Genomic DNA, 23,835 nt, shown 5'->3' with positions numbered 1-23,835 from the left:
TGCTCCGCGACCTTGATTGGCGGCCTTGTCTCATTGCGGGACGGCGCTTGTCAACGCCGGGGCGGTGTCTTTTCAGGCCAGCTCGATGTTCCGCTGCTCGGCCCAGCTGGTCAGTTGCGCGCGCAGATCGCTTGCCCCGCTGTCCAACAGATCGCGCATCAGCGCCTGCAATTCGGCCGCATCGATCGCGCGGATCATCGCCTTGACCGGCCCGACCGACGCCGGCGTGATCGACAGCCGCCGCACGCCCAGGCCAATCAGCGCCATCGCCTCCAGCGTGCGTCCGCCCATTTCGCCACAGACGCCGACCGGCACCTTGTAGATCTCGCAGATCCGCACCACCCGATCCAGGAAACGCAGGATCGCCAGGCTCAGCCAGTCATAACGCTCCGCCAGCTTGGGATGGGCGCGGTCGGCGGCGAACAGGAACTGGGTCAGGTCGTTGGTGCCGATCGACAGGAAATCGAGCTGCGGCAACAGCAGGTCCAGCACCTCGGCCAGCGCCGGCACCTCCAGCATCGCGCCATAGCGCACCGCCACCGGCAGCTTCTTCTTCTGCCCGATCAGCCATTGCCGCTGATGCTCGACCAGCGTGCGCGCCTCCTCGAACTCCCAGGGTTCCGACACCATCGGGAACATGATGTTCAGCACCTTGCCCGCGCTCGCCTCCAGCAATGCGCGCGCCTGCGCCTTCATCAGGCCGTCGCGGTCCAGCGCCAGCCGGATCGCGCGCCAGCCCATCGCCGGATTATCCTCATGCTCGTCATCCTCGCGCGTCATGTAAGGCAGCGCCTTGTCACCGCCGATGTCGACAGTGCGGAAGATGACGGGCCGGTCGCCGGCCGCGTCCAACACATCCTTGTAGAGCCGCTGCTGCTTCTCGCGCTGCGGCAGCGTCGCCGAGACCAGGAACTGGAATTCGGTGCGGAACAGGCCGATGCCGTCGGCGCCGACCATGTCCAGCGCCTGCGCATCCTCGCGCAGGCCGGCATTGACCATCAGCTCGATCCGCGCCCCATCCTGCGTCACCGACGGCAGGTCGCGCAGCGCGGCAAATTCCGCCCGCCGCTTCTGGGTGATGTGCAGCTTGGTCTCGAACGCCTCCTCCATGTCGGGCGTCGGCCGGATCAGCAGCGCATTTTCGGCGACATCCATCAGGATCAGGTCGCCTTCATTGACCCGGTGGCGAATGTCGCGCACCCGGCCCAGCACCGGCACGCCCATGGCGCGGGCGACGATGGTGACATGGGCGGTCAGCGACCCTTCCTCCAGGATCACGCCCTTCAGCCGCCGCCGGTCATATTCCAGCAGCTCCGCCGGCCCCAGGTTGCGTGCGATCAGGATCGCGTCCTGCCGCAGCCCCAGTTGCGCCGCCGTGCCCAATTGCCCGGACACGATGCGCAGCAGCCGGTTGGCCATGTCCTCCAGATCGTGCATCCGGTCCTGCAGCAGCGGATCGTCGATCTGGCGCATCCGCATCCGGGTGCGCTGCTGCACCCGCTCGATTGCAGCCTCGGCGGTCAGGCCGCTGTCGATCGCCTCGTTGATGCGGCGGATCCAGCCCTCGTCATAGGCGAACATCTTGTAGGTTTCGAGCACCTCCTGATGCTCGCCCTCGGTCCCGAAATCGGCCGTGCCGGTCATCCGGTCGATCTGTTCGCGCATCTTGGCAAAGGCGGAAATGACCCGCTGCCGCTCCGCTTCCGTATCCTCGGCGACGGTATGCTCGATATGGACGCGCGGCTGGTGGAAGACGACATGGCCCCGCGCCATGCCCATCACCAGCTGCAGGCCGGTCATGATGTTCGATCCGGTTTCCTGCACCCGCGCATCGGTCGGGCCGTCATCGGCCAGTTCGGCATTGGCGATCAGCTCGGACAGCACCATGGCGACCGTCTGCAGCGCCTCGATCTCGACCTCTTCATATTTGCGCGGCTCGACATGCTGCACGCACAGCACGCCCAGCGCGCGCTCGCGCCGCACGATCGGCACGCCGGCAAAGCTGTGGAACAGCTCCTCGCCGGTTTCCGGGCGATAGGAAAAGTCGGGATGGGCGGCGGCCTCGTCCAGATTCAGCGGCTCGACATTGGTGGCGATCAGCCCGACCAGACCCTCGCCCTTGGCCATGCGGGTGACATGCACCGCCTCCTGCTTCAGGCCGCGGGTCGCGAACAGTTCCAGCACGCCCTCGCGCACCAGATAGATGGAGCAGACCTCGCTCGACAGCGATTCGCCGATGATCTCCACCACCTTGTTCAGCTTGGCCTGCGCGCTGGTGCGCGCCGCCATTACCTCCTGCAGGCGGACGAGGATCTGGCGGGCGGCGGCGGCGGGCGTACTGGGCATGGCAAATCGCTAACAGATGGATGGCTTTCTTTCCAAGCGCTTTCCTCGCGATATGTTCATGAACCCCGCAGAAAAGCACGATTGTTACGCATCGCTGATAAGCTAGGTCATCTTCCTCATTTGCGTGGCGGATACATGCTGTACATTCGTCTAACGCCGCAAAGGCAGCATCAAGCATGTCTGGGAGTCAGGGATCATGGAAACGACCACGCCAACGGAGTTTGAACAGGAGCTTCTGGACCGCGGCTATTCGCGCCGCCAGCTGGTCAAGGTGACCGCGCTGCTCGGCGCCGGCGCCGTTGCGATGCGCACCGTCGGTGCCGCCGCACAGCAGGCCGCCAAGCCGGTCGAAGGCGCGGTCCGCATCGGCGCCAACGAATGCTGGACCGGCCCCTTCCCGGTCGCCGCCGAAGCCGCCTTCAAGCTGGTGACCGAAGGCAATCGCTACGAACCCGACAATGAGCATGAGAAGCTGTTCGCCGCGGTCGCGCAGGTGGAGGGCATTCCGGCCGACCGCATCGTTGCCTGGCCCGGCTCGTCCGATCCGCTGAGCCGCGTCGCCGTTGCCTTCGCCTCGCCGACCAAGGGCATCGTCACCGCCGACCCGACCTATGAAGCGATCTGGCGCACCGGCGCCTGGCTCGGCGCCAAGGTGACGAAGGTGCCGCTGACCAAGGACAATGCCCATGACGTGAAGGCGATGCTGGCGGCCGATCCCAATGCCGGCGTCTATTATATCTGCTCGCCCAACAACCCGACCGGCACGATCACGCCGATCGCCGACATCGAATGGCTGGCCGCCAACAAGCCCAAGGATTCGGTGCTGGTGGTCGACGAAGCCTATATCCACTGGACCGATACGCCGCGCGCCGCCAAGCTCGCCGCCACCCGCGACGACGTGCTGGTGCTGCGCACCTTCTCGAAGCTGTTCGGCATGGCCGGCATGCGCCTCGGCCTCACCTTCGCCGCGCCCTCGCTGATGGAAAAGATGATGCGCTATGACGGTGGCCAGGTCACCGCCATGCTGCCGATGACGGCCGTCGCCTGCGGCACCGTCTCGGTCGCCCAGGCCGATCTCATCAAGGCGCGCCAGGCCGAAATGGCGGCCAACCGTGACAAGGCGATCGCCCATTTGACCAAGAAGGGGATCAAGGTGCTGCCGGGCAGCATGGCGAACATGTTCATGGTCGACTGGGGAAAGCCCGCCAAGGACATGCAGGCCGCCCTGCTGACGCAGAAGGTGCAGATCGGCCGCAACTGGCCGATCTGGCCCAATGTCTCGCGCATCTCGGTCGGCTCTGCCAGCGAGATGGACGCCTTCTGCAAGGCTGTGGACGCGGTCTGGAAGGCCTGATCTGACCTGACCTTACCAAAAAGGGGCTGCGGCACGCAAAATAAAGCGTGCCGCAGCCCCTTTTGCATTGCGGAAATTGTTTCCGCCTTCGTTTCTCCAGACGAAATCCAAGGCATTTCGCAGGAAAACAAGGGGACAATCGGCATGACCATGATGTTGGACAAGGAAGCGCGGGAAGACCTGATCGAGCGCGGCTATTCGCGCCGCCAGCTTGCCAAGGTTGCCGCCCTGATCGGCGCTGGCGCCGCGATGCACGAAATGCTGGCCGCGCCCGCCTTCGCGCAGCAGCAGGCCGCCCGCGGCATCAAGGGCGCGGTGCGCATCGGCTCGAACGAATGCTGGACCGGCCCCTTCCCCTCGGGCGTCGACGCCATCGCCAAGGCCGGCGCCGTCGGCAACTGGTATGACCCCGACAATTATCGCGGCGACCTGGTCTCGACCATCGCCAAGGTGGAGGGCATTCCCGAAGCCCAGGTGATGCTGTGGCCCGGCTCGGGTGGCCCGCTGGTCTCGACCGTCGCGGCCTATTGCTCGCCGACCAAGGGCCTGGTCACCGCCGACCCGACCTTCGAATCCGCCTGGCGCACCGCCGATTACCTCAAGGCGCCGATCGCCAAGGCACCCCAGGCCGTCGGCAAGGGCCATGACGTCAAGGCCATGCTGGCCGCCAACCCGAACGCCGGCCTCTATTATATCTGCACACCCAACAACCCGACCGGCACGATCACGCCGATCGCCGACATCAAGTGGCTGCTCGACAACAAGCCGGCCGATTCCATGCTGCTGGTAGACGAAGCCTATATCCACTTCTCGGACGCACCCAGCGCCGCTTCGCTGATCGGCAACCGCAAGGACATCATCGTCATGCGGACCTTCTCGAAGCTGTTCGGCATGGCCGGCATCCGCCTCGGCCTCACCTTCGCCGATCCCGAAGTGCAGAAGCGCCTGATGCTGTTCGGCCCGTCGGCCGGCGGCCTGTCGATCACCGCCATGGCCTGCGGCAACGCCGTCTATCCCGAAGCCGCGCTCATCAAGGCGCGCCGCGACGAGATGATCGCCGCCCGCGACCAGACCATCGCCTGGCTCACCAAGAAGGGCATCGAAGTCCAGCCCGGCAGCGAAGCCAACATGTTCATGGTCAACTGGAAGAAGCCGGCCAAGGAAATGCAGGCCGCCCTGCTCGCCTCGCCGGAAAAGGTGCAGATCGGCCGCAACTGGCCGATCTGGCCCAATGTCTCGCGCGTCACCGTCGGTTCGGCCGAAGACATGACGAAATTCTGTGCGGCTGTGGACAAGGTCTACAAGGCCTGAGCCACGGCATCCCATAGCAAAGCCGTCACGAAGGAGGGGCGTTCGGACAACCGGGCGCCCCTTTTCATATCAGGGCGCATCGCCTTCCTGACTGTCGAGCGCCTTGCGATCCTCATGCGACACGAACTCGCAGGTCAGCAATGTCCGCCCCGCCAGGGCAGGCCCCTGCCGCGCAACGACGGAAATCAACCCCATCTCGCGCATGTCCTGCGCCCCATCGTCCAGTTGCCGCGCAAAGCCCAGGCTCGACGCGCCGAACAGGCGGCTCTTTTCCCTGGCAAGCCCATAACGGGCGGCCGCGGCCTCCGCGACCTCGCCATCCAGCAGCACGCCGACCGACATGCCGGCAAAGACCACCGCCCGCGCCACAAAGCCGTCCCGCTCGATCGGCGTGGGCAGCGTATAGATCGCCGCCCCCAACATCGATGTATCTGCTTTGGCGACCTTTTCGGCGGCTTCATACAGGGCGGTCGCGCTGTCGGTCGAATAGGGCGGCTGGCACAGCGCCGCGCCGAAAAAGTCCGGTGCCTCCTGCGCTGCGGCGGGCGTCCCCAGCAGGACGCCGATCGGCGCCACCATCCGGGCAAGGAAAGAGATTTTGCTCATCCGCGCCAGATGCGCATTTTATGACCGGTTTTCAATCAGGTTGAAGGGACGCCGATTCAGCAGGTGCCCCTTCCCAATTCACAATAGCTTCCGCACCGACAGCATCAGCGTCCGCCCCTCGGGATCGAGATAGGCGGGCTGATAGGCGACCGGCGTCGCACCCGTGCCATCGGTCACCTTCTGACGCCGGTTCAGCAGATTTCCGACGGTGAAGCTCACCCGCATGCCCCGCGCCCAGTCCTGGCCGCGGAACCGGTTGGCCATGTTGGCGAACAGCCGCAGGTCGAACGTCACCAGCTGGCCAAAGCGCAGGTCGCCACCCGACGCCGTCTGGTCCCCGGTCACATGCGACGCACTCTGCCAGTTGCCGTCCAGCCGGATGCCGACGCCATTGTCGATCACGCCACTGCTCAGCTGCACCTTGTGGCGCGGCTGCGGACTCCCGCCCAGCGTGCCACCATTCAGCAAATCGACCCATGGCCCACCCTCGCTCAGCAGCACCGCGTCGCGCAGCATGATGCTGTGATAGAGCGAGAGTTGCAGCCGCGCGCCATTGTCGCTGCCGCCGCCGAACGGACCACCACCGGGCGGACCGAAGCCGCCCCGTCCGCCCGGCCCACCGGGACCGCCCGGACCACCAGGTCCACCGCCGGGCGGCGGGCCATCGGGCGGCCCCATGCCATCGGGCGGGGGGCCAGGCGGCGGACCGAAGCCGTCCGGCCCGCCAAAGCCGCCGGGCGGCCCCATCGGCGTCGCATCATCGGGCCGATGGCCATCGACCAGGATCGCATCCTGCTCGGCATCGGGACCACCGCCGGGCGCGCCCTCTGCGGGCTGCCCGTCGCCACCCTCCGCCTTTGGCGCCGCCATCTGCGCCTCATCGCCCTGCACCGCCGTCCGCCGCCATGGCGGCACGAAGCCGGCCGGCGGCTCGGGCCGCTTGGGCTTGCGCAATAGCTGCGTGAAATTGAGGCCCCAGCGCAGCTGCTTCACCTCCTCGCGCGCGACATTGACGGAGCGTGTGTCGATCCGCGTCAGCATCCCTTCCTCGTCGCGGCTGTAGCGATCGGGGAAGGCCGCCTCCAATGCGGAAGACACGCCGGTCAGGCTGATGATCGCGTCGCGCGTCTCGCTGCTCACATAATTGGCCGACAGGGTCAGGTTGACCTTGGTGAGCGGCTTCACCGTCGCGCCCAGCTTGAACTGGTGGCGATTGTCGGCGGTCAGCGCCGGATTGCCGCCGCTCACCTGCGTCACCGTCACGCTCTGCCCGCGCACATAGTCATAGACGCGTACATTGCTGGTCGTGATGGTCGGGCTGTTGCGCTGGTCCAGCGTCGGCGCGGTCCGGTCATTATTGACCGCCGTGATGATGGTGATGCCGGTGCGCGGCGTCCAGCTGAGGCCATAGCCCAGCGTGCCGAGCGTGCCATAGTCGGAAACCTGCGTCACCGACGCGTTCATATTGGCGGTCAGCGTCCCCAGCACCGGCAGGAAGCCATTGCGCCGGCTGGCGATCGGCAGGTCGAAACTGATCTGCGCGCCGCCATTGGTGCGGCTCGCGGTCCGCTGCGACATCACCCCATCCAGCATACTGGACGATCGCAGGCTGCTCGTGTCGCCGCTCAGGCGCAGGTTCATGCCGACATTGCCGGCCGGCAGCTTGAACAGCTTGCCATTGACCAGCAGGCTGGCGCTGCCCGTGTCCTGCAACGCGCGCGCCTTCTGCGTGCCCATGCCCCCCAGCAGGCTCGCGGGCAGCACGCCATCGGTCGCCACATCGCCCGCGTCCAGCGCCGCCTGCACATCGTCCAGATCATAGCCGCGATCGCTGTCGGTGCGGCTGTCGCTATGGCTGTAGCTGCCGATCACCGACATGCGCCAGGTCTTGGACAGGTCGACATTCAGGCTGATGCCGCTGCTCAGCGTCAGCGCGCGCGTATCCTGATGCAGCGGATCGAGCGACAGGATGCGGTCGACCGTCTCGTCGCCATCGGTCAGGCTGCCGGTGGGCAGGCCATTCAGCGCCTTGCTGGTCTTGTAGTCCGCCCGCCCGTTCCAGGACAGGTTCGCCGTCTCGCTCAACTGATGCGCGACCGTGGCGTTCAGCATATAGCTGCGGGTGGCAGGCGACAGGGTGCGATAGGCGCGGTCGTCACTGACCCGCCCGGTCGGATCGCCCGCCGCCTCCGGATCGACGATCACATCGCGCTCGCTTTCCAGCAGCGAGGCGGAGGACTTGGCCCGCGCCGTCACACTCACCCGGTCATTGTCGCGAATGCGGGTATAGCCGACGTCGCCGGCCAGATTTTCGCCCTGCCCCGCCGTCGCCATCCCGCCGCCCGCATTGGCGACCTGCGATCGGAAGCGGCGGTGCAGGATGATGTTCACCACCTTGCGCTGCGCATCATAGCCATATTTGAGCGCGACCTCCTCGGGCAGGATGTCGAGCCGCAAGATCGCCTCGGTCGGCAGGTCGATGACCTCGTTGACGCCCGAAATCCGCTTGCCATTGACCAGCACCACCGGGCCGTCATCGCTGCGCCCCTGGTTGCTGCTGGTCTGCGACGCGATCTCGTCCAGCAATTCGCTGACCGTGCCGACGCCATAGGCATCGATGTCGGCACGGCCGAGCTGGTTCTGCGCGGGAATGTCGCCGATCACCGCGCCCGGCGGCGCCTGCCCGGTGACGACGATATCGTCGCTCGCCACGCTCTGCGCCGCAGCGGGCGTCGATAGGGCGAACAGGCTGCATCCGGCGAGCAGCAGGGCGCTGCCCGCCCGACGGCAGGACAAGGATAGGCAAGGCATCGGCATCAATCCCGTCAGTTGCGCGGCGGCGGTCCGCCCGCGCCGCCCGGTCCACCCGGACCGCCGGGGCCTCCCCCCGGACCACGCCGCGGCATCAGGCTGCGCATCTCCTCGGCCGACAGCACGCCGTCATGATCGGCGTCCGCCGCGTCGAAGCGGGCATGTTCGAACGCCAGCACTTCCTCCAGCGATGCGCCGGCATCATAATTGCTGTTGGCCTGCGCGATCGCGCTGGCATTGAGCGGTTCGATCAGCCGGCCCAGTATCGCATCCTCGGGGTCGTCGCCCAGCTTGGGCATGATCGCCTCGGCCACCGGCCCGCCCTGATCGCCCATCGCGCCCGTTTCCGACAGCGCGACCGATCCCATGCTGCTCTGCCACGCCTGGAACTCGGCCAGGCTCAGCGTGCCGTCATGATTGCTGTCGATCGCGTCGAAACGCGTGCGGATGATCGCTTCGCGCCGCGCCTGCACCACCAGCCGCAATTCGTCGATCGTCACGATGCCGTCGCGATTGCTGTCGGCTTCGGCAAACATGGCGGTCACGATCCTGTCGATCTGGCTACGCTTGATCGGCTTCATCTCGCGCGGCTTTTGCGGCCGGCCTTCGCCGCCACCGGGAGGGCCGCCGCCGCCGGGCGGGCCACCGCCCATGCCACCCATGCCCCCCTGGGCCAGCAACGGCGCCGAACAGAGCAACAGCGCCGCCCCGATCATCATCTTGCGCATCGCGCATCGTCCTTCTTCATGAAAACAGGAACGGGGCGGCGCCGTCCCCCGGCGCCGCCCCGTGTCGATCGCGATCAGAGCGTGCAGCGCACCCGCTTGCCGCGATAGAGATAGCTGTCCAGCCTGGCGTCATAGCTCTTGTAGCGATTGCGGCAGGCCTTCTGGTGCGCCGCGCCGGTCGAACGGCCCTGGGCCTTGGCCGGCTGGGCCTTTGCCGGAGCAGGCTTCTTGGCCGGCGCCTTGCTGCTCACCGGCTGGCTCGCGCCATGATGCGGCGCCTGCGCCATGGCCGGCGCGCCCAGCGTCGCCATCAGCGCGGCGGCGCCCAGGGTCAGGAGCGAGGGATAAGTCATGTCATGGCCTTTCATCTGGGTGGAAAATCTCCGCCCCGTCTGTGGCCACCCGATTTTGCCCCGTCATTTCACGAATATTTCAGAAGCCCGCGCCTTATTGCCCTCCTCTGTCAAAGACTTGGCCCCGCAAGCACGCGCCGCGCCGCGATCACAGCCGCCTTGCCAAATTCCCGATATGCGGTATCCAATCCCGCAAATTGAACTTGAACTGGGAGGATGGGATGCGGTTGAGGCAGGCAATGATCGGGCTGGCCCTTCCCCTGCTCGTCGCAGCGCAAGCACCCGCGCCCGCCAGCTGGACCGACCCGACCACCGGCCACCGCATCGTCCGCGTCGATGACCGGCCCGGCAATTACGGCCTCTATTTCAACTATAATCCCTTCACCCCCGACGGGAAGCGCATGGTCTATCTGACGCCGGAGGGTATCCGGGTCGCCGACACGAGCGACTGGACCACCCGGCTGGTGCTGAAGGAAAAGGTCGACCGGCTGCTGTTCGTCGGCCACCGCGCCAATGTCGCTTATTATACCACCAACCCGACCGGCAGCAGCGAGGGCGAGCCGTCCTTCATCGTCTGGTCGGTCGATCTCGACAGCGGCAAGCGGCGCCGCATTGCCGAAATGCCGGGTGGCCGCATCGAATCCATCAATGCTAACGACACGCTACTCGCCGGCCATCGCGAACTCGCCCCGCCGCCGCCTGCCATCGCCGCCCAGGGCAAGCGCGATCCGAAAACCGGCTCGCCCAGCTATAGCGGCACCGACGATCAGGGCCGCCCCCTCTCCTTCGCCGCCGCCAAGGAAAAATGGATGGAGGCCCGGCTCGCCGCCGGCGTGCCGATGGAAATCTTCGCGATCGACATCGCCACCGGCCAGCAGCGCCGCATCACCGCGTCGAAGGACTGGCTCAACCATGTCCAATTCTCGCCGACCGATCCCGATCTGCTCATGTATTGCCATGAAGGCCCCTGGCAGCAGGTCGATCGTATCTGGACCATCCGCACCGATGGCAGCGCCAGGACCAAGGTGCATCAGCGCATCCTGCAGGGCGAGATTGCCGGCCATGAATATTGGGCGCCCGACGGCCGCACCATCTGGTATGACCTCATCATGCCGCAGGGGATGCGCTGGCTCGCCGGCCATGACGTCGCCAATGGCGCGCGCCGCTGGTATGCGATCCGTCCGGGCCAGGGCTCCTATCATTTCGCCTCATCGCCCGACGGCCGCAGCTTCTCCGGCGACGGCGCCAATGACGGCAAATATATCAGCCTCTTCCACCCCCGCCCCGACGACAATCCCCGCGCCCGCAACACGCTGGACGGCGACACGCTGATCGCCACCGGCACGCTGGAGACGGAACGGCTCGTCGATCTGACAAGCCATGACTATACGCTCGAACCCAACCAGCATTTCACCCCCGACGGCAAATGGCTGGTCTATCGCAGCAATGTCGCCGGCAGCCCCGCCATCTACGCCGTCGAAATCGCGAAACCCCGCTAGACCGCGCGCGCACAAGTCCGACGCCCGCCGAATGGCGAGGATGGGTAGGGTGCGCAATGCCCCTTATCCCGTCACCCCAGCGAAGGCTGGCATCTCAGGCAGGCGACCGCGCGGACAACGGATAGCGCAAGACGGCTGACCTCCTTCTGCCACCGCCTCAAACCCCAGCCTTCGCTTGGGTGACAGAGTTGGGTGGGAACAAGACATAGCCCCTCCCTTCCAGGGAGGGGTTGGGGTGGGTGGCGAGCGTAGCGAGCTTCTGCCCTATCGACCGTAGACCGCCGCTACGCGGCGCACCCACCCCCGGCCCCTCCCTGGAAGGGAGGGGAGTAGGAAACGTCCGCTTCTGGTCGCTTCCAGACCGCCCGAATTTGTCTACATGGCCCAGAACCAAAGAATAGCGCCTGTTTCACGCCATCGGCGAATGCGCGTGACGCTTCCGTCTCGGGCGATCTGGCCCAACAGGGTAAACACCCCCTTCATCCCATCCCCTCATATTCCGGTAACAGCTTCCCCGTCAGGCTGCCGCCGCGGCGCGCCCGCATTCCTTCCTGCCGGATCCTTGCCATGCGCCGCCTCACGACCAGCTTCATCGACAGCGCCTTTGGCCATGGCGCGGACGGCCGCCCGTTGTTCATGCCCTTCGGCCTGATCGGCGGCCAATATGCCATCCCCGACATGGCCACCGCGCAGCGCCTGCGTCGTGGCGTCGCGCGCCTGCTGCCGCTCGCCCTGCTGCCGATGCTCTGCCTGCTCGCGCTGTTCCTGCCGCCACTGCGCCACGCCTACGCCCTGCCGCTGCTCGGCGCCATGGCGGCCAGCTTCGCGCTGTTCAGCATCACCTTTTTCCTCTGGGTCCGCCACGCCACGCGCGGCCTGCACCGCGTCGATCGCGCGCGACAGGGCATGCCCGCCCTGCTCGATCCGGACGAAGCGCTCGCCCGCCGCCTGCTCGACCGGGTCCGTCCGCCGCGCACCCGTTCGGCCGAAGAGACGCTTGGCGCCCTGGCCGGTTTCGCCTGCCAGATGCTGCTGCGCCATCGCGCCGAGCAGGAGGGCACCGCCGCCCCGTTGATCGAGGTCGCGACCCATGACGGGCGGCTGCGCTATTTCGGCGATGCCCTGAATGGCCTGCTCGCCGAATATCCCGGCTCGCTCTGGGCGGGCCTGGGCGATGGCAAGCCGGCGCTGCTACTTGGCCCGATCTTCCGCGAGATGACCGATGCCTGTGTCGGCGACTCCCGCGACTATGCCGACATGATCGGCCTGCTCCAGCGCCACTGGAGCGCCACCGCGCTGATCCTGCGCGGCCAGGGCGTGGATATCGAACGCTGGCCCGACCTGTTCGTCCGCGCGCTGCGGGAACTGGTGCAGGAAAGCGGCGACACATCGCTGCGCCCCGCCCTCCTCTTCATGCGCGCCGCCATCGCCATGTCGAAAATGGACCCGGCGGAAATATTGGTGCCCGACCAGCCCGCCGGCGATCCGCTCAGGCGCTCGCGGCCGACGTCTCGCACAGCGCCTTGAACTGGGCCATCATTTCGTCCCAGCCGGGATGGAATCCCATTTCCTCATGCCGCGCCTTCGCCTCCGCGTCCCAATGGCGCGCTGTCGCGGTGAAGCGGGTGCCATCGCTCTCCGCCGCGAATTCCCAGATCGCGGTCATGAACGGGCTCTGCGGTATCCAGCCGGCGGCATAGGCGTCGGTGGTGACGATCCGCGCACCGGGCACCACCTCCAGGAAAATGCCCTCCATCGGCCCGGTTTCCTCGCCATTCGGCCCGAACATCTGCACCGCGCTGCGGCCGCCGGGGCGCATATCCTCCTCGATCACCTCGGCCCGCCAGGGTCTGGGACAGAACCATTCGTCCTTGAGGTCGGTCCACACCTTCCAGCAAATCTCGCGCGGCGCCTCGATCAGGCAGGTGACCGACAATTCATGCTCCGCCCCGCTCATGCCGCCTCTCCCAGGAACGCCGCGTGCATCGCGCCGCTGTCCAGCTTCTGCATCGTCATCATCGCCTGCATCATGCGGGCAATGCCGGCGCGGTCGCCGCTATGATAATTGTCCATGATCTGGCGCGTCACCAACTGCCAGGAGAGGCCATATTTGTCGGTTACCCAGCCGCACGGCCCGGCCGTGCCGCCATCGCCGGTCAGTCGATCGAAATAGCCGTCCAGCTCGGCCTGGTCCGCGCATGCCACCGACAGCGATATCGCCTCGTCGAAGCTGAATTGCGGCCCGCCGTTCAACGCCTGATAGCTTTGCCCGAACAGGCTGAACTCGACCAGCAGCACGCTCCCGCCCGGCAGCGGCGAAGGCGAGGGATTGACCTCGGGATAATAGCTCACATGGTCGACCGACCCGCCGAACACCGACGCATAATAATGCGCCGCCTCCTCGGCCTGGCCGTCGAACCACAGGCAAGGGGAAATCTTGTCCATCACCCCTCTCCCTTGCTGCCGACCAGCGCGAACATCGCGCCCTGCGGATCGGTCGCCTGGATGATCCAGGCGCCACCCGGCACCTCCATCGGCCCCTGCAGCACCGTGCCGCCACCGGCCGTCACCCGCTCGACCGCCGCATCGATGTCGCCGACGGTGAAGTAGAACAGCCATAGCGGCACCGGCATCATCGGCGGCACCAGCATGATGCCGCCGGTCATGCCGTCAAAGTCCGTCGAGCCGGTCTGCGAGACAAGCTGGTAACTGCCCATCTCGCCCATATCCATGGCCTCGCCCTTCGACCAGCCGAGCTGCCCGGTATAGAAGGCCAGATCCTTGTCGAAATCGCCGGCATATAGCTCGTGCCAGCCGACATGGCCCGGTGCCATGGGCGGCGGCGCATCCATCCCCTCGGGGCTTGATCCCTTGAGCAGCATGAACACCGCGCCGCCCGGATCGGCCATCACCGCAAAGCGGCCGACGCCCGGAATATCCTCGGGCGGACGCTTCACGCTGCCCCCGGCCGCGCTCAGCCGTTCGGCATCGGCATCGACATCGGCAGACCCGACATAGCCGCCCCACCAGGGCGTCATGCCACAATCCTTCGCCTCGGCCGGGATCGCCATCACACCGCCCAACGGCCCGGCGCTGCCGGAAATCACCTGATAAGGGCCGTCGGGCAGATCGCCGCCAAACGGCTCTGCCGTCCAGCCGACGACATCGCCATAAAAGGCCAGCGCCGCCGCGGGATCGCTGGTCATCAGTTCATACCAGAAGAATTTGCCATTGAAGTCGGTCATCGTCCGTCTCCCGAAAACACGAGTTCCAGGATTGATCGTCATTGCGGTCAGGTGGAGCCGAAAAGCGTGATTTTCGAGTAACGGAGCGCAGCGTACTTAAAGTACGTGAGCACCGGAACGCAGAAAAGCGCGCTTTGCAGGCCCGCCTGGGCGGAATGGCGGTCAATCTTACTTGTGGTCGACCAGCACCTCGAACCCGCCATATATCAGCCGCGCGCCGATGAAGGGCATGTCCTCGCCCTCCTTGGGCTGCATCCGCTCATCCTTCATCACCTTCTCGGCGCCGGCATCGCGGGTCGCCTTGTCGGGCCATTCGATCCAGGAGAAGACGACTTCCTCATCCTCTTCGGCGATGACGGCAGTGCGGAAATCATTGACCTTGCCGGGCTTGATGTCGTTGGCCCAGCATTCGACCACGCGCAGCGCGCCATGTTCGATGAAGATCGGCGCGGCGAATGCCGCGACCTCCTTGTAGCGTTCCTTGTTGCCCTTGGGCACCGGGATCACGAACCCGTCCATATAGCTCATCGTCTCTCTCCTTCTGCAAGGTCGTCGACATCAGGTGTCGGCAGTTTCTCCCTGGTTCGCGGCCATTGCGGCGGCGACATCCATCCACATCACTTCCCAGATATGGCCGTCCAGATCGGCAAAATTGCGGCCATACATGAAGCCATGATCCTGCTTGGGGTTCGGCTCGGTCCCGCCCGCCGCCAGCGCCCTGTCCACCGTCACGTCCACCGCGTCCCGGCTCATCTCGCTCAAACACAGCAGTACCTGCGCGGTTTCATGGGCATTGGGGATCTTGCGCGGGGTAAAGCCGGCGAACCGTTCATGGGTTAGCAGCATCGCATGGATCGTCTCGGAAAAACTGATCATCTGCGCGCTGTCATCGGCGAAATCATTGTTCCGCACGGCGCCGACCGCTTCATAGAAGGCGATCGCGGCGGGCAGATCGGTGACGGGCAGGTTGACGAAGATCATCTTCGGCGCGGGCGCATCGGCCATCGTCTCTCTCCTCATGCTTTCCCGGCGGCTCGCACCTTGTCGTGAGTCGCCGACTTGAACTTTGTGCGCCTGAAGATTATATTATGCAACAGACAAGTTAGAAAAGATAACCAATGAGTCCCAACCCGCGCAAACGCGCCTATCAGGATGGCTGTGCCACCGCCCATGCGCTCGATCTGATCGGCGATCGCTGGGCGATGCCGATCATGCGGGAATTGCTGCTCGGCCCCAAGCGCTTCACCGACCTGCGCGCCAGCCTGCCCGGAATCAGCGCCAATGTGCTGACCCAGCGGCTGGAGGAACTGGAAGCGGCCAGCATCCTTGTCCGTCGCCGGCTGCCCCCGCCCGCCGCCAGCCAGATTTACGAGCTGACCGAATGGGGCCGCGAGTCGGAAATATTGTTCATGGTGCTGGGCCGCTGGGCCTGCCGATCGCCGACGATGCAGCCGGGCATGCCGATGAGCCAGGTGTCGGTGGTGATGTCGATGCGCACCATGATCGATCGCGCCGCGATCGGCGATCTGGATGCGACGATCGGCTTCCGCTTCGGTGAGGAGGAATTTCGCGCCACGCTCCATGACGGCGATTTCAGCATCGATCGGGGCGAAGCGGCCGGCGCCGACCTGATCTTCACCGGCGACCAGAATGCACTCGCCGCCATCGTCTATGGCGGCCAGTCCTTCGCCGCGATGGCGCCGGCCCTGCAAATGGAGGGCGACCGGGCGCTGGCGGAACGCTTCGTCCGCCTCTTCCCCCTACCGCCCAAGGCGCCCTCAACCGTCAGCCCGGCGACGCCAGCTTCATCATGACAAGACCGGAGAGGATCAGCGCCGCCGCCGCCAGCCGCGCCGGGCTGATCGCTTCGCCCAGGAAGGCGACGCCGACGGCAAAGGCCCCCAGCGCCCCGATCCCGGTCCAGATCATATAGGCGGTGCCCAGCGGCAGGCTGCGCATCGCCAGCGACAACAGGCCGAAACTGGCAATCATCGCGCCAAGGGTGATGAGGCTCGGCACCAGCCGGGTGAAACCATGCGACTGCTTCATCGCAAAGGCCCAGACGATTTCCAGCAATCCGGCAAAAAACAGGGCAATCCAGGCCATGATGGCGCTCCTTCAAGAGGGGCGCCGGGCCGTCCCGGACTTGAAACCCGCATGGCGGGGGAGGACGTGGCCTCGCTTGACGAAGCCCAGATAGTCCTCCCCCCGGCAGGAGACAAGGGTCAGGGTCTCAATGCGCCCCGTTCAGCATCCCGAACACCTGGTCGAATTCGCCGCGCCGGGTCGCCTCGCTCAGGAACTTGACCCGCTCGACATGGATTTCGGCCGGGGTCGGCTCCTGCCGCAAAAGGCCCATCGTCTCGCTGATGAAATCGGCGAGCGGCATCATCTGCGGATTTTCGGCATGGCCGGGCATCAGGTCGGTCTGCACGCCCGGTGGCACGATCTCCACCACATCGACGCTCGTGTCCTTGAGCTGCTCGCGCATCGAGATCGACCAGCCATGGATCGCCGCCTTGGTCGCGCAATAGGTCGGCGTCGCCGCCAGCGGCACGAAGGCCAGGCCCGACGACACGGTCAGGATGGTCGCGCTCTTCTGCGCCAGCAGATGCGGCAGCAGCGCATGGGTCAGGCGGATCGGGCCGAGCAGATTGGTCGCCACCGTCGCCTCGGCAATGGCGAGGTCGATCTGGTCCTCTGCCACCATGATGCCGGCATTCAGCAGCACCGCGTCGAGTGCCGGGAAGTCGGCGACCAGCTTGTCCGCGAAGGCGGCGATCGCCGCCGGATCTTCCATGTCGATCACCATCGACGCCATGCCGGGGTGCGCCGCGACCACCTCGTCGAGTGCCGCCTGCCGCCGCCCGGCGATGATGACCTGGTTGCCCGCTGCGTGGAATTCATGCGCCAGCGCCGCGCCGATGCCCGAACCGCCGCCGGTGATGAGGATGGTGTTGCCGGAATTTTTCATGGGAAAGCTCCTTAGTTTGGTGGCTTGCCCATCAATTTAGGCCTATACTCTCTTTTGGAAAGAAGGCACCGAAAAGTGCCATAGGCACCCAAAGGTAAGAAATGGCAAATCCTCTAGAATCCCGCTTCGCCACCGCCGAAATAGCGGCCGCAGAGCAGTATCTCGACCATGATCCGCCGACCGATCTCGATCCGCGGGTAGAGCGACTCGTCAACGAACTGATCGGCCGGGTGGCCGACAAATGGACGATGCTGATCCTGGAATTGCTGGAGGAGCGCGGCACGCTGCGCTTTACCGAGGTCGGCCGCGCGGTCGAGGGGATCAGCCAGAAGATGCTGACCCAGACGCTGCGCCAGATGGAGCGCGATGGCCTGCTCACCCGCACCGTCCATCCGGTCGTGCCGCCGCGCGTCGACTATGCCCTCACCCCACTCGGCAACAGCCTCAGCGCCGCCTTCTGCGGCGTATGGGTCTGGGCCGAACGCAATCTCGCCACGGTCGAGGACGCCCGCGCCCGCTTCGACGCGCGCGACGCCTGACCGGCGATCAGCTTTCGGGCGGCGCGGGAACCGGCTGCAACGGCAATTTGGGCGCCTGCACCTGCGGCTGGGTCGGCACCACCGGCGGCGGCGCGCTCGGCGTTGCAGGAACAGACGGGGCCGGCGCAGCCGGAGCCGGAGCAGCAGGCGCGGAAGCCGGTGCATCGGGCAGGATCATGTCCGATGGCCGCTGCATCGGCGTGGCCGGCACCTGCCCCATCGGCGCGGGCGCGGTCGGCGCCGGCGGCTCATGGTCGTTCAGATCATCGCCGCCGACCGGGCCGACCAGCTTCACCGTCGCGCCGAAGCGCTTGCGCCATTCCTCCAGCCGCCGCAGATAATCCTCATATTCCGCCCAGAAATCGCGGAAGGGCTGCTCCAGTTCGTCCAGCGCCTTGGGCGCATAGGCGGCCAGCGCGTCGGGCGTCAGCCCGTTGATGATCGTCATCGTCGCCACCGCCTTCTGGCAGAAGGCCTTCTGCGCCGGCGGCAGGGCGAAGAAATTATAGACCAGCGTGTTCAGCACTTCGCGCATGCGGATCGCGCTGCTGCCGTAACGCTGCTGATAGCTGACCTCCAGCGTATCGTTGGCGCGCTTCAGCGACGCGCCATGCACGGTCAGCATCTGGTTGTACAATATGCGCGTCTGGCCATTGGTCTCGGGACAGCCCAGCGCCGCGACGTTCAGCCCCATGCGCACATGCCACAGCGCCTGGTCCCCCTCGGAATCGCGATTGGGGGTGATGAACTTCCCGGCCTCGTCCTTGTCGGGCGGCACCATGTCGGGCGCGGAATAGCGCGGCGGGGTCGGCATCACCGTCGGCACCACCGCCGGCGGCGGCGTGGGCGGCACTTGCTTCACCGGCGTCGCACAGGCCGCCAGCGCCGTCAGGGCAAGCAGCGACAGACGGGAAGACAGGGAACGTGGCAGGAACATCAACTACTCCGACGATCTGGCCCGGCCAACATGCCGGGCATTTCCACCGGAGGAAATATGCTTAACGCGCAGCCAGGGACGGCCCCGCCTGTGGTTCACCGCTGAACCCCCGCCCGGTTGCTGTTAAAAGCCCGCTATCCCAATTGGTTGCAATGCGGCAAGCCGAGCATCGCGAAAAAGGCCGGAAATAACCGATTTTTCTCAGTCGGCGCGCGCCAGCAGGCGCGGCATCGCTCCCTTCGGCACCGTCACGCCATCATCCGCGATCAGGTCCGCCCGGCTCAGCCGGACCTCCAGCACCACCGGCGCCGCCGCCAGCGTCCGCCCCGAACGCCATGCCGCCAGGTCGGTCTGATAGCGGGCATAGGCATCGAAGAAGTCGGTGAAGGGCTTTTCCAGCGCGGCGAGGCCGGTCGGCGCATAGGCCAGCAACTGGTCCGTCGGCAGACTGTTGACGGCCGCCCCCACCCGCACCGCCTCCGCGCAGAAACCCGCCTGCGCCGGCGGCAGGGCAAAGAAATTATAGACGATAGTATTCAGCCGCTCGCGCTGCGCGATCGCGCCGCCGCCGAACTCCGCCTTATATTCCCCCTCGACCTGCGCATTGGCCCGCGTCAGCGCCGCCCTGTGCCGGGCCAACAGCGCATTATATTGCAGCCGCGCCGCGTCGCCGCTCCCCTGGCAGGACAGGGCGGCCACGTTCAGCGCCATGCGCATATGCCATAGCGTTGCCGCCCCGCTCAGGTCGCGGTTGGGCGTGACGCGCAGGCCATCGGCGCCGATCGGCGGTATCTGCATATTGGCCGTCGCGCCCATCGGCGGCAGCGGCTGGGGCACGGGCTGCGTCCGCACCGGCACAGGCGGCGGCGCAACCGCCACCTCCCGCTGCCCCGCGCAGCCCGACAGCAGCGCAATCCCGCCCAGCGGGCACAATAGCAGGTGACGGATCGAGGCACGCATGGACGGTCTCCGACAAATCTGATGCCGGAAACCATGCCCGATATTGGTTAAAAGCCGATAAAGCCTGTTTTTTAGGCAGCGGGGATCAGGCCGCGCGGCGTTCCAGCGCCGTTGCGGCCTGCGCCATCAGTTCGGCGATGATGTCGGCAACCGGCTCTTCCTTGGTCACCATGCCGACCGACTGGCCCGCCATCAGCGACCCGCCCTCGACATCGCCGTCGATCACCGCCTTGCGCAGCGCGCCGGCCCAATAATGCTCAATCTGCAACTGCGCCTCGCCCATGTCGACCGCGCCGCTGTCCAGCAGGTTGGCGACTTCGCGCTGCTTCGCGGTGAAGGCTTCGGTGCCGGCATTCTTGAGCGCGCGCACCGGGATCACCGGCAGGCGCGGGTCGATCTGCACGCTGGCGATGGCATCGCGCGCCGACGCGCGGAAGAAGGCCTTCTTGAACGCGGGATGGGCGATGCTCTCGCTCGCGCAGGCAAAGCGCGTGCCCAGCTGCACGCCGGCGGCGCCCATTTCCAGATAGGCGGCGATCGCCTCGCCCCGGCCGATGCCGCCGGCCACGAACACCGGAACCTGCTGCGCCATTTCGGGCAGGATTTCCTGCGCCAGCACGCTGGTCGCGACCGGGCCGATATGGCCGCCCGCTTCCATGCCCTCGACCACCAGCGCGTCGACGCCCGATCGCACCAGCTTCTTCGCCAGCGCCAGCGCGGGCGCAAAGCAGATCAGCTTGGCGCCATTGGCCTTGATCGCCTCGATGCTGCCCTTGGGCGGCAGGCCACCGGCCAGCACGACATGGCTCACCTCATGCTTGGCGCACACCGCGATCAGGTCGAACAGCTGCGGATGCATGGTGATCAGGTTCACGCCGAACGGCTTGTCGGTCAGCGCCCTGGTCGCCGCAATTTCCGCGTCCAGCAATTCGGGCGACATCGCGCCACAGGCAATCACACCGAAACCGCCGGCGTTCGAGATCGCCGACACCAGATGCCGCTCACTGACCCAGCTCATCGCCCCGCACAGGATCGCGCTCTCGCAGCCGAGAAATTCGGTGCCGCGGGCCATCAGGGAAGCGAGTTTGGCAGTGGTCATCGTCGGAAAAACTCCAAAGGCAACCAACCCTTCGCATTGCGCTTAGGAGGTTCGATACCTTTTTCTTCAAGTCGTTTCAGGATAATAGGTTCAGGGAATGGTCCCCAACCATCTTCGTTAGCCGAGCAGCATATCGTACACGCCATGATGCCGTAGCCTTGCAGCTTTCGCAAATCGTAGACGTGCGGTCCATAGTCTTTTGGACGACCGCAGACCTCACAGTTGATTTTGATCGCTTCAGACATGAATTGCCTCAAATGGTGATTGCACCATCCGAGGCATAGCCGATATTTGGCTCAGGCCGAGCCGAAAATGGTGCCTTTCGAGACCCTCGGGCCGAGTCACGCGCCTCGGCCCGACGCAGCGGGCTTAAAGCACGTGAGCACCGGAAGCGGAGAAAGGTGCCATTTGCAGGCCGGCCTCAGCCAAATAGCGATTAAGCCGCCGGGGCGTCGAGGCCATAGGCGGTATGCAGCACGCGCACCGCCAGTTCGGTCTCGTCCTCGTCGATCAGCACCGAAACCTTGATCTCGCTGGTGGAGATCGCCTCGATGTTGATGCCGCGCTCGGCCAGCGTCTTGAACATGGTGGCGGCGACGCCGGCATGGCTGCGCATGCCCACGCCCACGACGCTGATCTTGGCGACTTCGGTGTCGGTGATGATGCGGCGGAAGCCGATCGCGTCCTTGTTGGCTTCCAGGATGTCGACGCTGCGGGCGAGGTCCGCGCGCGGGACAGTGAAGGTGACGTCGGTCTCCTCATTGTCCTTGCTGTCATTCTGGATGATCATGTCGACGTTGATCGCCGCATCGGCCAGCGGGGTGAAGATGCTGGCCACCGCGCCCGGCTTGTCGGGCACGCGGGTGACGATGATCTTCGCCTCATTCTTGTCATGGGCGATGCCGGTGATGAGCTGACGTTCCATCTTGGTTTCCTTGAGCTTGGCTTCCAGTTCCTCGTCGCTCACGATCAGCGTGCCGGGGAGGTCGTCCTGGGTGGGATCATCGAAGGAGGAAAGCACCTGCACGACCACGCCTTCCTTCATGGCGAGGCCGACCGAGCGGGTCTGCAGCACCTTGGCGCCGACCGAAGCCAGCTCCAGCATTTCCTCATAGGTGACGAGGTCCAGCTTGCGGGCACGCGCCACGATGCGCGGGTCTGTGGTGTAGACGCCGTCGACGTCGGTGTAGATGTCGCAACGATCGGCCTTGACCGCCGCGGCCACCGCGACCGCCGATGTGTCCGAACCGCCACGGCCCAGCGTCGACACCCGGCCATCGTCCATCATGCCCTGGAAACCGGGGATGACGGCGACCTGGCCGGACTGCATCGCCGCGATCAGCGCATCGGTCTCGATCGTGCTGATGCGCGCCTTGGCATGGGCCTCGATCGTGCGGATCGGCAATTGCCAGCCCAGCCAGCTGCGCGCGTCCACGCCGATCGCCTTCAGCGTCATCGCCAGCAGGCCGCTGGTGACCTGTTCGCCTGCCGCCACGACGACATCATATTCGGCCGGGTCGTAAAGGGCGGAGGCTTCCTTGCAGAAGCCGACCAGGCGATCGGTCTCGCCGGCCATGGCCGACACCACGACCGCCACTTCATGGCCTTGGTCGACGACATGTTTGACGCGCGCGGCCACGTTGCGAATTCGCTCCATCCCCGCCATGGAGGTGCCGCCGAATTTCATCACGATGCGCGCCATTTGCTTGTCGAACCTGTCCTTTAAGCGTTTTCGAAGCAGGTGGAACACCTGCTGACTTCAGAAAACGCGACCAACAAAAGATATGGAGCAGCCGAGCCGATGCAATCGGATCGGACATTGCTCCAATTGTGAAACAAAATGTCCCAAAGGGGCAAAACGGCTGCCCTATTAGCAGCCGCGACGGATATGGCAAGCAATCCCGCCATCCGCTCGCCCTCCTTGCCGCCACCCGCGCTCCTACATGCCCCGCCTTCAAAGACATAGCTATGACAGCATGGCACATTGGCCTTCCCGCCGCCCGCTGCTAGAACGGCGGCACGAGTGCTTCGCCACCCAGCAAGACCCAAGGTGCATGATGACTGAGACGACCGCGACGATCGACCCGAAGGAAGCCGCCCATTTCGGCACCATGGCCGCTGACTGGTGGGATCCCAAGGGGTCGAGCGCGATGCTGCACAAGCTGAACCCGGTCCGCCTCGCCTATATCCGCGCCGCGATCGACCGGCATTGGGACAGCGACGATCATGGCTTCCGTCCGCTCAGCGGCAAGCGCGCGCTCGATGTCGGCTGCGGCGCCGGCCTGCTGGCCGAACCGCTTGCCCGCCTCGGCGCCAGCGTCACCGGCCTCGACGCCGCGCCCGAAAATATCGCCGTCGCTGTCGCCCATGCACAGGGCCAGGGCCTCGCCATCGACTATCGCGCCACCCCGGTCGAGCAGGTCGGCGACAGCGGCTATGATCTCGTCACCTCGATGGAAGTGATCGAACATGTCGCCGATCCCGCCGCCTTCGTTCGCGCCCTCGCGGCCAAGCTCGCGCCGGACGGGCTGATGATCCTCTCCACCCCCAACCGCACGCCGATGTCGCGCCTCGCCATGATCACCATCGGCGAAAGCATCGGCGGCATTCCCAAGGGCACGCATGACTGGGCCAAGTTCATCACCCCCGAAGAACTGACCGCCCTGCTCGAAGACGCGGGCCTGGAAGTCACCGACAGCAGCGGCCTCGCCTTCGATCCGGCACGCGGCTTCACCCTGTCGGCCAACACAGCGATCAACTATCTGCTGACGGCGCGGCACAAGGGCTGACGAAGACTCGGGCGCGCCAGCCTCAAGTCGACCGTCCCGCCATGGTCGAACGCGCCCCCGCCGCTTTGCGCCATGCCGGTCCGCGCACCGGAATAGCGCGCGGTTTTCCGGGACTTCCTCCCTTCCCCTGCCATCCAGCGCCAGAGAGGCCGCCCAAGAAACGCTGTTCTCACGAAAAGCATTTGCAACTAAATTTTAATTTACAAACATCTTAAGCATCTAAATGGCAAATTCATTTGTGAAATTGTCATTTCATATTTCGCCTGATAAAAATGCGGGTGCAG

At 65.6% G+C, this 23,835-nt stretch carries 24 protein-coding genes; 7 read left to right on the top strand and 17 right to left on the bottom strand.

The window, feature by feature from the left end:
- Positions 1-72: 72 nt before the first annotated feature.
- A complete protein-coding gene (gene ptsP / locus DIZ22_RS02570; protein WP_004208020.1) occupies positions 73-2,346 on the bottom strand; it encodes a phosphoenolpyruvate--protein phosphotransferase in 2,274 nt (757 codons plus the stop codon).
- A gap of 196 nt (positions 2,347-2,542) precedes the next feature.
- Here ptsP and DIZ22_RS02565 point away from each other — a divergent pair, with 196 nt between their 5' ends.
- Positions 2,543-3,700 (top strand): pyridoxal phosphate-dependent aminotransferase, encoded by a 1,158-nt coding sequence (locus DIZ22_RS02565; RefSeq protein ID WP_122927883.1) that lies wholly within the window; start codon positions 2,543-2,545, stop codon positions 3,698-3,700.
- 144 nt (positions 3,701-3,844) lie between these two features.
- Positions 3,845-5,011 carry a pyridoxal phosphate-dependent aminotransferase gene (locus DIZ22_RS02560; protein WP_048937677.1) on the top strand — a complete coding sequence of 389 codons (1,167 nt, stop codon included), beginning with the start codon at positions 3,845-3,847 and terminating at the stop codon, positions 5,009-5,011.
- A 69-nt stretch (positions 5,012-5,080) separates the two neighbouring features.
- On the opposite strand, the gene DIZ22_RS02555 is transcribed toward DIZ22_RS02560, so the two are convergent.
- From DIZ22_RS02555 to DIZ22_RS02540, 4 genes are all read right to left on the bottom strand, one after another.
- Positions 5,081-5,617, bottom strand: a complete 537-nt coding sequence (locus DIZ22_RS02555; RefSeq protein WP_122927882.1) for a hypothetical protein — start codon at positions 5,615-5,617, stop codon at positions 5,081-5,083.
- Between the two features lie 78 nt (positions 5,618-5,695).
- Complete coding sequence (locus DIZ22_RS02550; RefSeq protein WP_048937784.1) at positions 5,696-8,428, bottom strand: TonB-dependent receptor; 2,733 nt, start codon at positions 8,426-8,428, stop codon at positions 5,696-5,698.
- A 14-nt stretch (positions 8,429-8,442) separates the two neighbouring features.
- Complete coding sequence (locus tag DIZ22_RS02545) at positions 8,443-9,156, bottom strand: EF-hand domain-containing protein (RefSeq protein WP_048937679.1); 714 nt, start codon at positions 9,154-9,156, stop codon at positions 8,443-8,445.
- Between the two features lie 74 nt (positions 9,157-9,230).
- Positions 9,231-9,509, bottom strand: a complete 279-nt coding sequence (locus DIZ22_RS02540; protein ID WP_234415627.1) for a BA14K family protein — start codon at positions 9,507-9,509, stop codon at positions 9,231-9,233.
- A gap of 239 nt (positions 9,510-9,748) precedes the next feature.
- On the opposite strand from DIZ22_RS02540, the gene DIZ22_RS02535 reads away from it, so the two are divergent.
- Complete coding sequence (locus tag DIZ22_RS02535) at positions 9,749-11,008, top strand: oligogalacturonate lyase family protein (protein WP_048937681.1); 1,260 nt, start codon at positions 9,749-9,751, stop codon at positions 11,006-11,008.
- Between the two features lie 567 nt (positions 11,009-11,575).
- Entirely contained in the window at positions 11,576-12,535 is a 960-nt protein-coding gene (locus tag DIZ22_RS02530; RefSeq protein WP_048937682.1) for a hypothetical protein, read from the top strand.
- Here the strand turns inward: DIZ22_RS02530 and DIZ22_RS02525 are convergent.
- From DIZ22_RS02525 to DIZ22_RS02505, 5 genes are all read right to left on the bottom strand, one after another.
- Entirely contained in the window at positions 12,498-12,965 is a 468-nt protein-coding gene (locus DIZ22_RS02525; protein WP_122927881.1) for an SRPBCC domain-containing protein, read from the bottom strand. The two genes, DIZ22_RS02530 and DIZ22_RS02525, sit on opposite strands and share 38 nt — an antisense overlap.
- Complete coding sequence (locus tag DIZ22_RS02520; RefSeq protein WP_048937684.1) at positions 12,962-13,453, bottom strand: VOC family protein; 492 nt, start codon at positions 13,451-13,453, stop codon at positions 12,962-12,964. Before DIZ22_RS02520 ends, DIZ22_RS02525 begins: the two co-directional genes overlap by 4 nt.
- Positions 13,453-14,253 carry a VOC family protein gene (locus DIZ22_RS02515; RefSeq protein WP_048937685.1) on the bottom strand — a complete coding sequence of 267 codons (801 nt, stop codon included), beginning with the start codon at positions 14,251-14,253 and terminating at the stop codon, positions 13,453-13,455. Before DIZ22_RS02515 ends, DIZ22_RS02520 begins: the two co-directional genes overlap by 1 nt.
- Before the next feature lie 168 nt (positions 14,254-14,421).
- Positions 14,422-14,781, bottom strand: a complete 360-nt coding sequence (locus DIZ22_RS02510) for a DUF1428 domain-containing protein (protein ID WP_048937686.1) — start codon at positions 14,779-14,781, stop codon at positions 14,422-14,424.
- A gap of 30 nt (positions 14,782-14,811) precedes the next feature.
- Complete coding sequence (locus DIZ22_RS02505; protein ID WP_048937687.1) at positions 14,812-15,258, bottom strand: VOC family protein; 447 nt, start codon at positions 15,256-15,258, stop codon at positions 14,812-14,814.
- A gap of 113 nt (positions 15,259-15,371) precedes the next feature.
- Between DIZ22_RS02505 and DIZ22_RS02500 the strand changes: the two genes are divergently transcribed.
- Positions 15,372-16,067 (top strand): helix-turn-helix domain-containing protein, encoded by a 696-nt coding sequence (locus DIZ22_RS02500; protein ID WP_048937688.1) that lies wholly within the window; start codon positions 15,372-15,374, stop codon positions 16,065-16,067.
- On the opposite strand, the gene sugE is transcribed toward DIZ22_RS02500, so the two are convergent.
- Complete coding sequence (gene sugE, locus DIZ22_RS02495) at positions 16,039-16,359, bottom strand: quaternary ammonium compound efflux SMR transporter SugE (protein ID WP_010337553.1); 321 nt, start codon at positions 16,357-16,359, stop codon at positions 16,039-16,041. The genes DIZ22_RS02500 and sugE overlap by 29 nt on opposite strands.
- A 127-nt stretch (positions 16,360-16,486) precedes the next feature.
- Complete coding sequence (locus DIZ22_RS02490) at positions 16,487-17,227, bottom strand: SDR family oxidoreductase (protein WP_048937689.1); 741 nt, start codon at positions 17,225-17,227, stop codon at positions 16,487-16,489.
- A 101-nt stretch (positions 17,228-17,328) separates the two neighbouring features.
- On the opposite strand from DIZ22_RS02490, the gene DIZ22_RS02485 reads away from it, so the two are divergent.
- The gene (locus DIZ22_RS02485; protein WP_048937690.1) at positions 17,329-17,766 is read left to right on the top strand and encodes a helix-turn-helix domain-containing protein; all 438 of its coding nucleotides are present in this window, start codon (positions 17,329-17,331) and stop codon (positions 17,764-17,766) included.
- Positions 17,767-17,773: 7 nt separating this feature from the next.
- Here the strand turns inward: DIZ22_RS02485 and DIZ22_RS02480 are convergent, their stop codons facing one another.
- The 5 genes from DIZ22_RS02480 to DIZ22_RS02465 all read right to left on the bottom strand — a co-directional run bounded on the left by DIZ22_RS02480 (position 17,774) and on the right by DIZ22_RS02465 (position 22,464).
- Complete coding sequence (locus tag DIZ22_RS02480) at positions 17,774-18,703, bottom strand: hypothetical protein (protein WP_048937691.1); 930 nt, start codon at positions 18,701-18,703, stop codon at positions 17,774-17,776.
- Positions 18,704-18,904: 201 nt separating this feature from the next.
- Entirely contained in the window at positions 18,905-19,663 is a 759-nt protein-coding gene (locus tag DIZ22_RS02475) for a hypothetical protein (protein ID WP_048937692.1), read from the bottom strand.
- Between the two features lie 85 nt (positions 19,664-19,748).
- The gene (locus DIZ22_RS02470; RefSeq protein ID WP_017501365.1) at positions 19,749-20,762 is read right to left on the bottom strand and encodes a nitronate monooxygenase; all 1,014 of its coding nucleotides are present in this window, start codon (positions 20,760-20,762) and stop codon (positions 19,749-19,751) included.
- Positions 20,759-21,007, bottom strand: a complete 249-nt coding sequence (locus DIZ22_RS21580) for a hypothetical protein (RefSeq protein ID WP_137405873.1) — start codon at positions 21,005-21,007, stop codon at positions 20,759-20,761. The genes DIZ22_RS02470 and DIZ22_RS21580 overlap by 4 nt, the downstream gene beginning before the upstream one ends.
- A gap of 191 nt (positions 21,008-21,198) precedes the next feature.
- On the bottom strand, positions 21,199-22,464 hold the full coding sequence (locus tag DIZ22_RS02465; RefSeq protein WP_004208043.1) for an aspartate kinase: 1,266 nt from the start codon (positions 22,462-22,464) through the stop codon (positions 21,199-21,201).
- 352 nt (positions 22,465-22,816) lie between these two features.
- Between DIZ22_RS02465 and ubiG the strand changes: the two genes are divergently transcribed.
- Positions 22,817-23,551: a bifunctional 2-polyprenyl-6-hydroxyphenol methylase/3-demethylubiquinol 3-O-methyltransferase UbiG gene (gene ubiG, locus DIZ22_RS02460; protein WP_048937693.1), complete on the top strand. Its 735-nt coding sequence runs from the start codon at positions 22,817-22,819 to the stop codon at positions 23,549-23,551.
- Positions 23,552-23,835: the final 284 nt, after the last annotated feature.

Origin of the sequence: Sphingobium sp. LF-16 (genome assembly GCF_003711185.1) — a bacterium.
GTDB classification, from domain to species: Bacteria; Pseudomonadota; Alphaproteobacteria; order Sphingomonadales; family Sphingomonadaceae; genus Sphingobium; species Sphingobium yanoikuyae_A.
This window is presented reverse-complemented; position numbering and strand designations above follow the sequence as displayed.

Excerpts from the sequence above, each read along its gene's own strand:
- ptsP (WP_004208020.1), bottom strand. The coding sequence starts at position 2,346 with ATGCCCAGTACGCCCGCCGCCGCCGCCCGCCAGATCCTCGTCCGCCTG.
- DIZ22_RS02565 (WP_122927883.1), top strand. The coding sequence starts at position 2,543 with ATGGAAACGACCACGCCAACGGAGTTTGAACAGGAGCTTCTGGACCGC.
- DIZ22_RS02560 (WP_048937677.1), top strand. The coding sequence starts at position 3,845 with ATGACCATGATGTTGGACAAGGAAGCGCGGGAAGACCTGATCGAGCGC.
- DIZ22_RS02555 (WP_122927882.1), bottom strand. The coding sequence starts at position 5,617 with ATGAGCAAAATCTCTTTCCTTGCCCGGATGGTGGCGCCGATCGGCGTC.
- DIZ22_RS02550 (WP_048937784.1), bottom strand. The coding sequence starts at position 8,428 with ATGCCTTGCCTATCCTTGTCCTGCCGTCGGGCGGGCAGCGCCCTGCTG.
- DIZ22_RS02545 (WP_048937679.1), bottom strand. The coding sequence starts at position 9,156 with ATGCGCAAGATGATGATCGGGGCGGCGCTGTTGCTCTGTTCGGCGCCG.
- DIZ22_RS02540 (WP_234415627.1), bottom strand. The coding sequence starts at position 9,509 with ATGACTTATCCCTCGCTCCTGACCCTGGGCGCCGCCGCGCTGATGGCG.
- DIZ22_RS02535 (WP_048937681.1), top strand. The coding sequence starts at position 9,749 with ATGATCGGGCTGGCCCTTCCCCTGCTCGTCGCAGCGCAAGCACCCGCG.
- DIZ22_RS02530 (WP_048937682.1), top strand. The coding sequence starts at position 11,576 with ATGCGCCGCCTCACGACCAGCTTCATCGACAGCGCCTTTGGCCATGGC.
- DIZ22_RS02525 (WP_122927881.1), bottom strand. The coding sequence starts at position 12,965 with ATGAGCGGGGCGGAGCATGAATTGTCGGTCACCTGCCTGATCGAGGCG.
- DIZ22_RS02520 (WP_048937684.1), bottom strand. The coding sequence starts at position 13,453 with ATGGACAAGATTTCCCCTTGCCTGTGGTTCGACGGCCAGGCCGAGGAG.
- DIZ22_RS02515 (WP_048937685.1), bottom strand. The coding sequence starts at position 14,253 with ATGACCGACTTCAATGGCAAATTCTTCTGGTATGAACTGATGACCAGC.
- DIZ22_RS02510 (WP_048937686.1), bottom strand. The coding sequence starts at position 14,781 with ATGAGCTATATGGACGGGTTCGTGATCCCGGTGCCCAAGGGCAACAAG.
- DIZ22_RS02505 (WP_048937687.1), bottom strand. The coding sequence starts at position 15,258 with ATGGCCGATGCGCCCGCGCCGAAGATGATCTTCGTCAACCTGCCCGTC.
- DIZ22_RS02500 (WP_048937688.1), top strand. The coding sequence starts at position 15,372 with ATGAGTCCCAACCCGCGCAAACGCGCCTATCAGGATGGCTGTGCCACC.
- sugE (WP_010337553.1), bottom strand. The coding sequence starts at position 16,359 with ATGGCCTGGATTGCCCTGTTTTTTGCCGGATTGCTGGAAATCGTCTGG.
- DIZ22_RS02490 (WP_048937689.1), bottom strand. The coding sequence starts at position 17,227 with ATGAAAAATTCCGGCAACACCATCCTCATCACCGGCGGCGGTTCGGGC.
- DIZ22_RS02485 (WP_048937690.1), top strand. The coding sequence starts at position 17,329 with ATGGCAAATCCTCTAGAATCCCGCTTCGCCACCGCCGAAATAGCGGCC.
- DIZ22_RS02480 (WP_048937691.1), bottom strand. The coding sequence starts at position 18,703 with ATGTTCCTGCCACGTTCCCTGTCTTCCCGTCTGTCGCTGCTTGCCCTG.
- DIZ22_RS02475 (WP_048937692.1), bottom strand. The coding sequence starts at position 19,663 with ATGCGTGCCTCGATCCGTCACCTGCTATTGTGCCCGCTGGGCGGGATT.
- DIZ22_RS02470 (WP_017501365.1), bottom strand. The coding sequence starts at position 20,762 with ATGACCACTGCCAAACTCGCTTCCCTGATGGCCCGCGGCACCGAATTT.
- DIZ22_RS21580 (WP_137405873.1), bottom strand. The coding sequence starts at position 21,007 with ATGTCTGAAGCGATCAAAATCAACTGTGAGGTCTGCGGTCGTCCAAAA.
- DIZ22_RS02465 (WP_004208043.1), bottom strand. The coding sequence starts at position 22,464 with ATGGCGCGCATCGTGATGAAATTCGGCGGCACCTCCATGGCGGGGATG.
- ubiG (WP_048937693.1), top strand. The coding sequence starts at position 22,817 with ATGATGACTGAGACGACCGCGACGATCGACCCGAAGGAAGCCGCCCAT.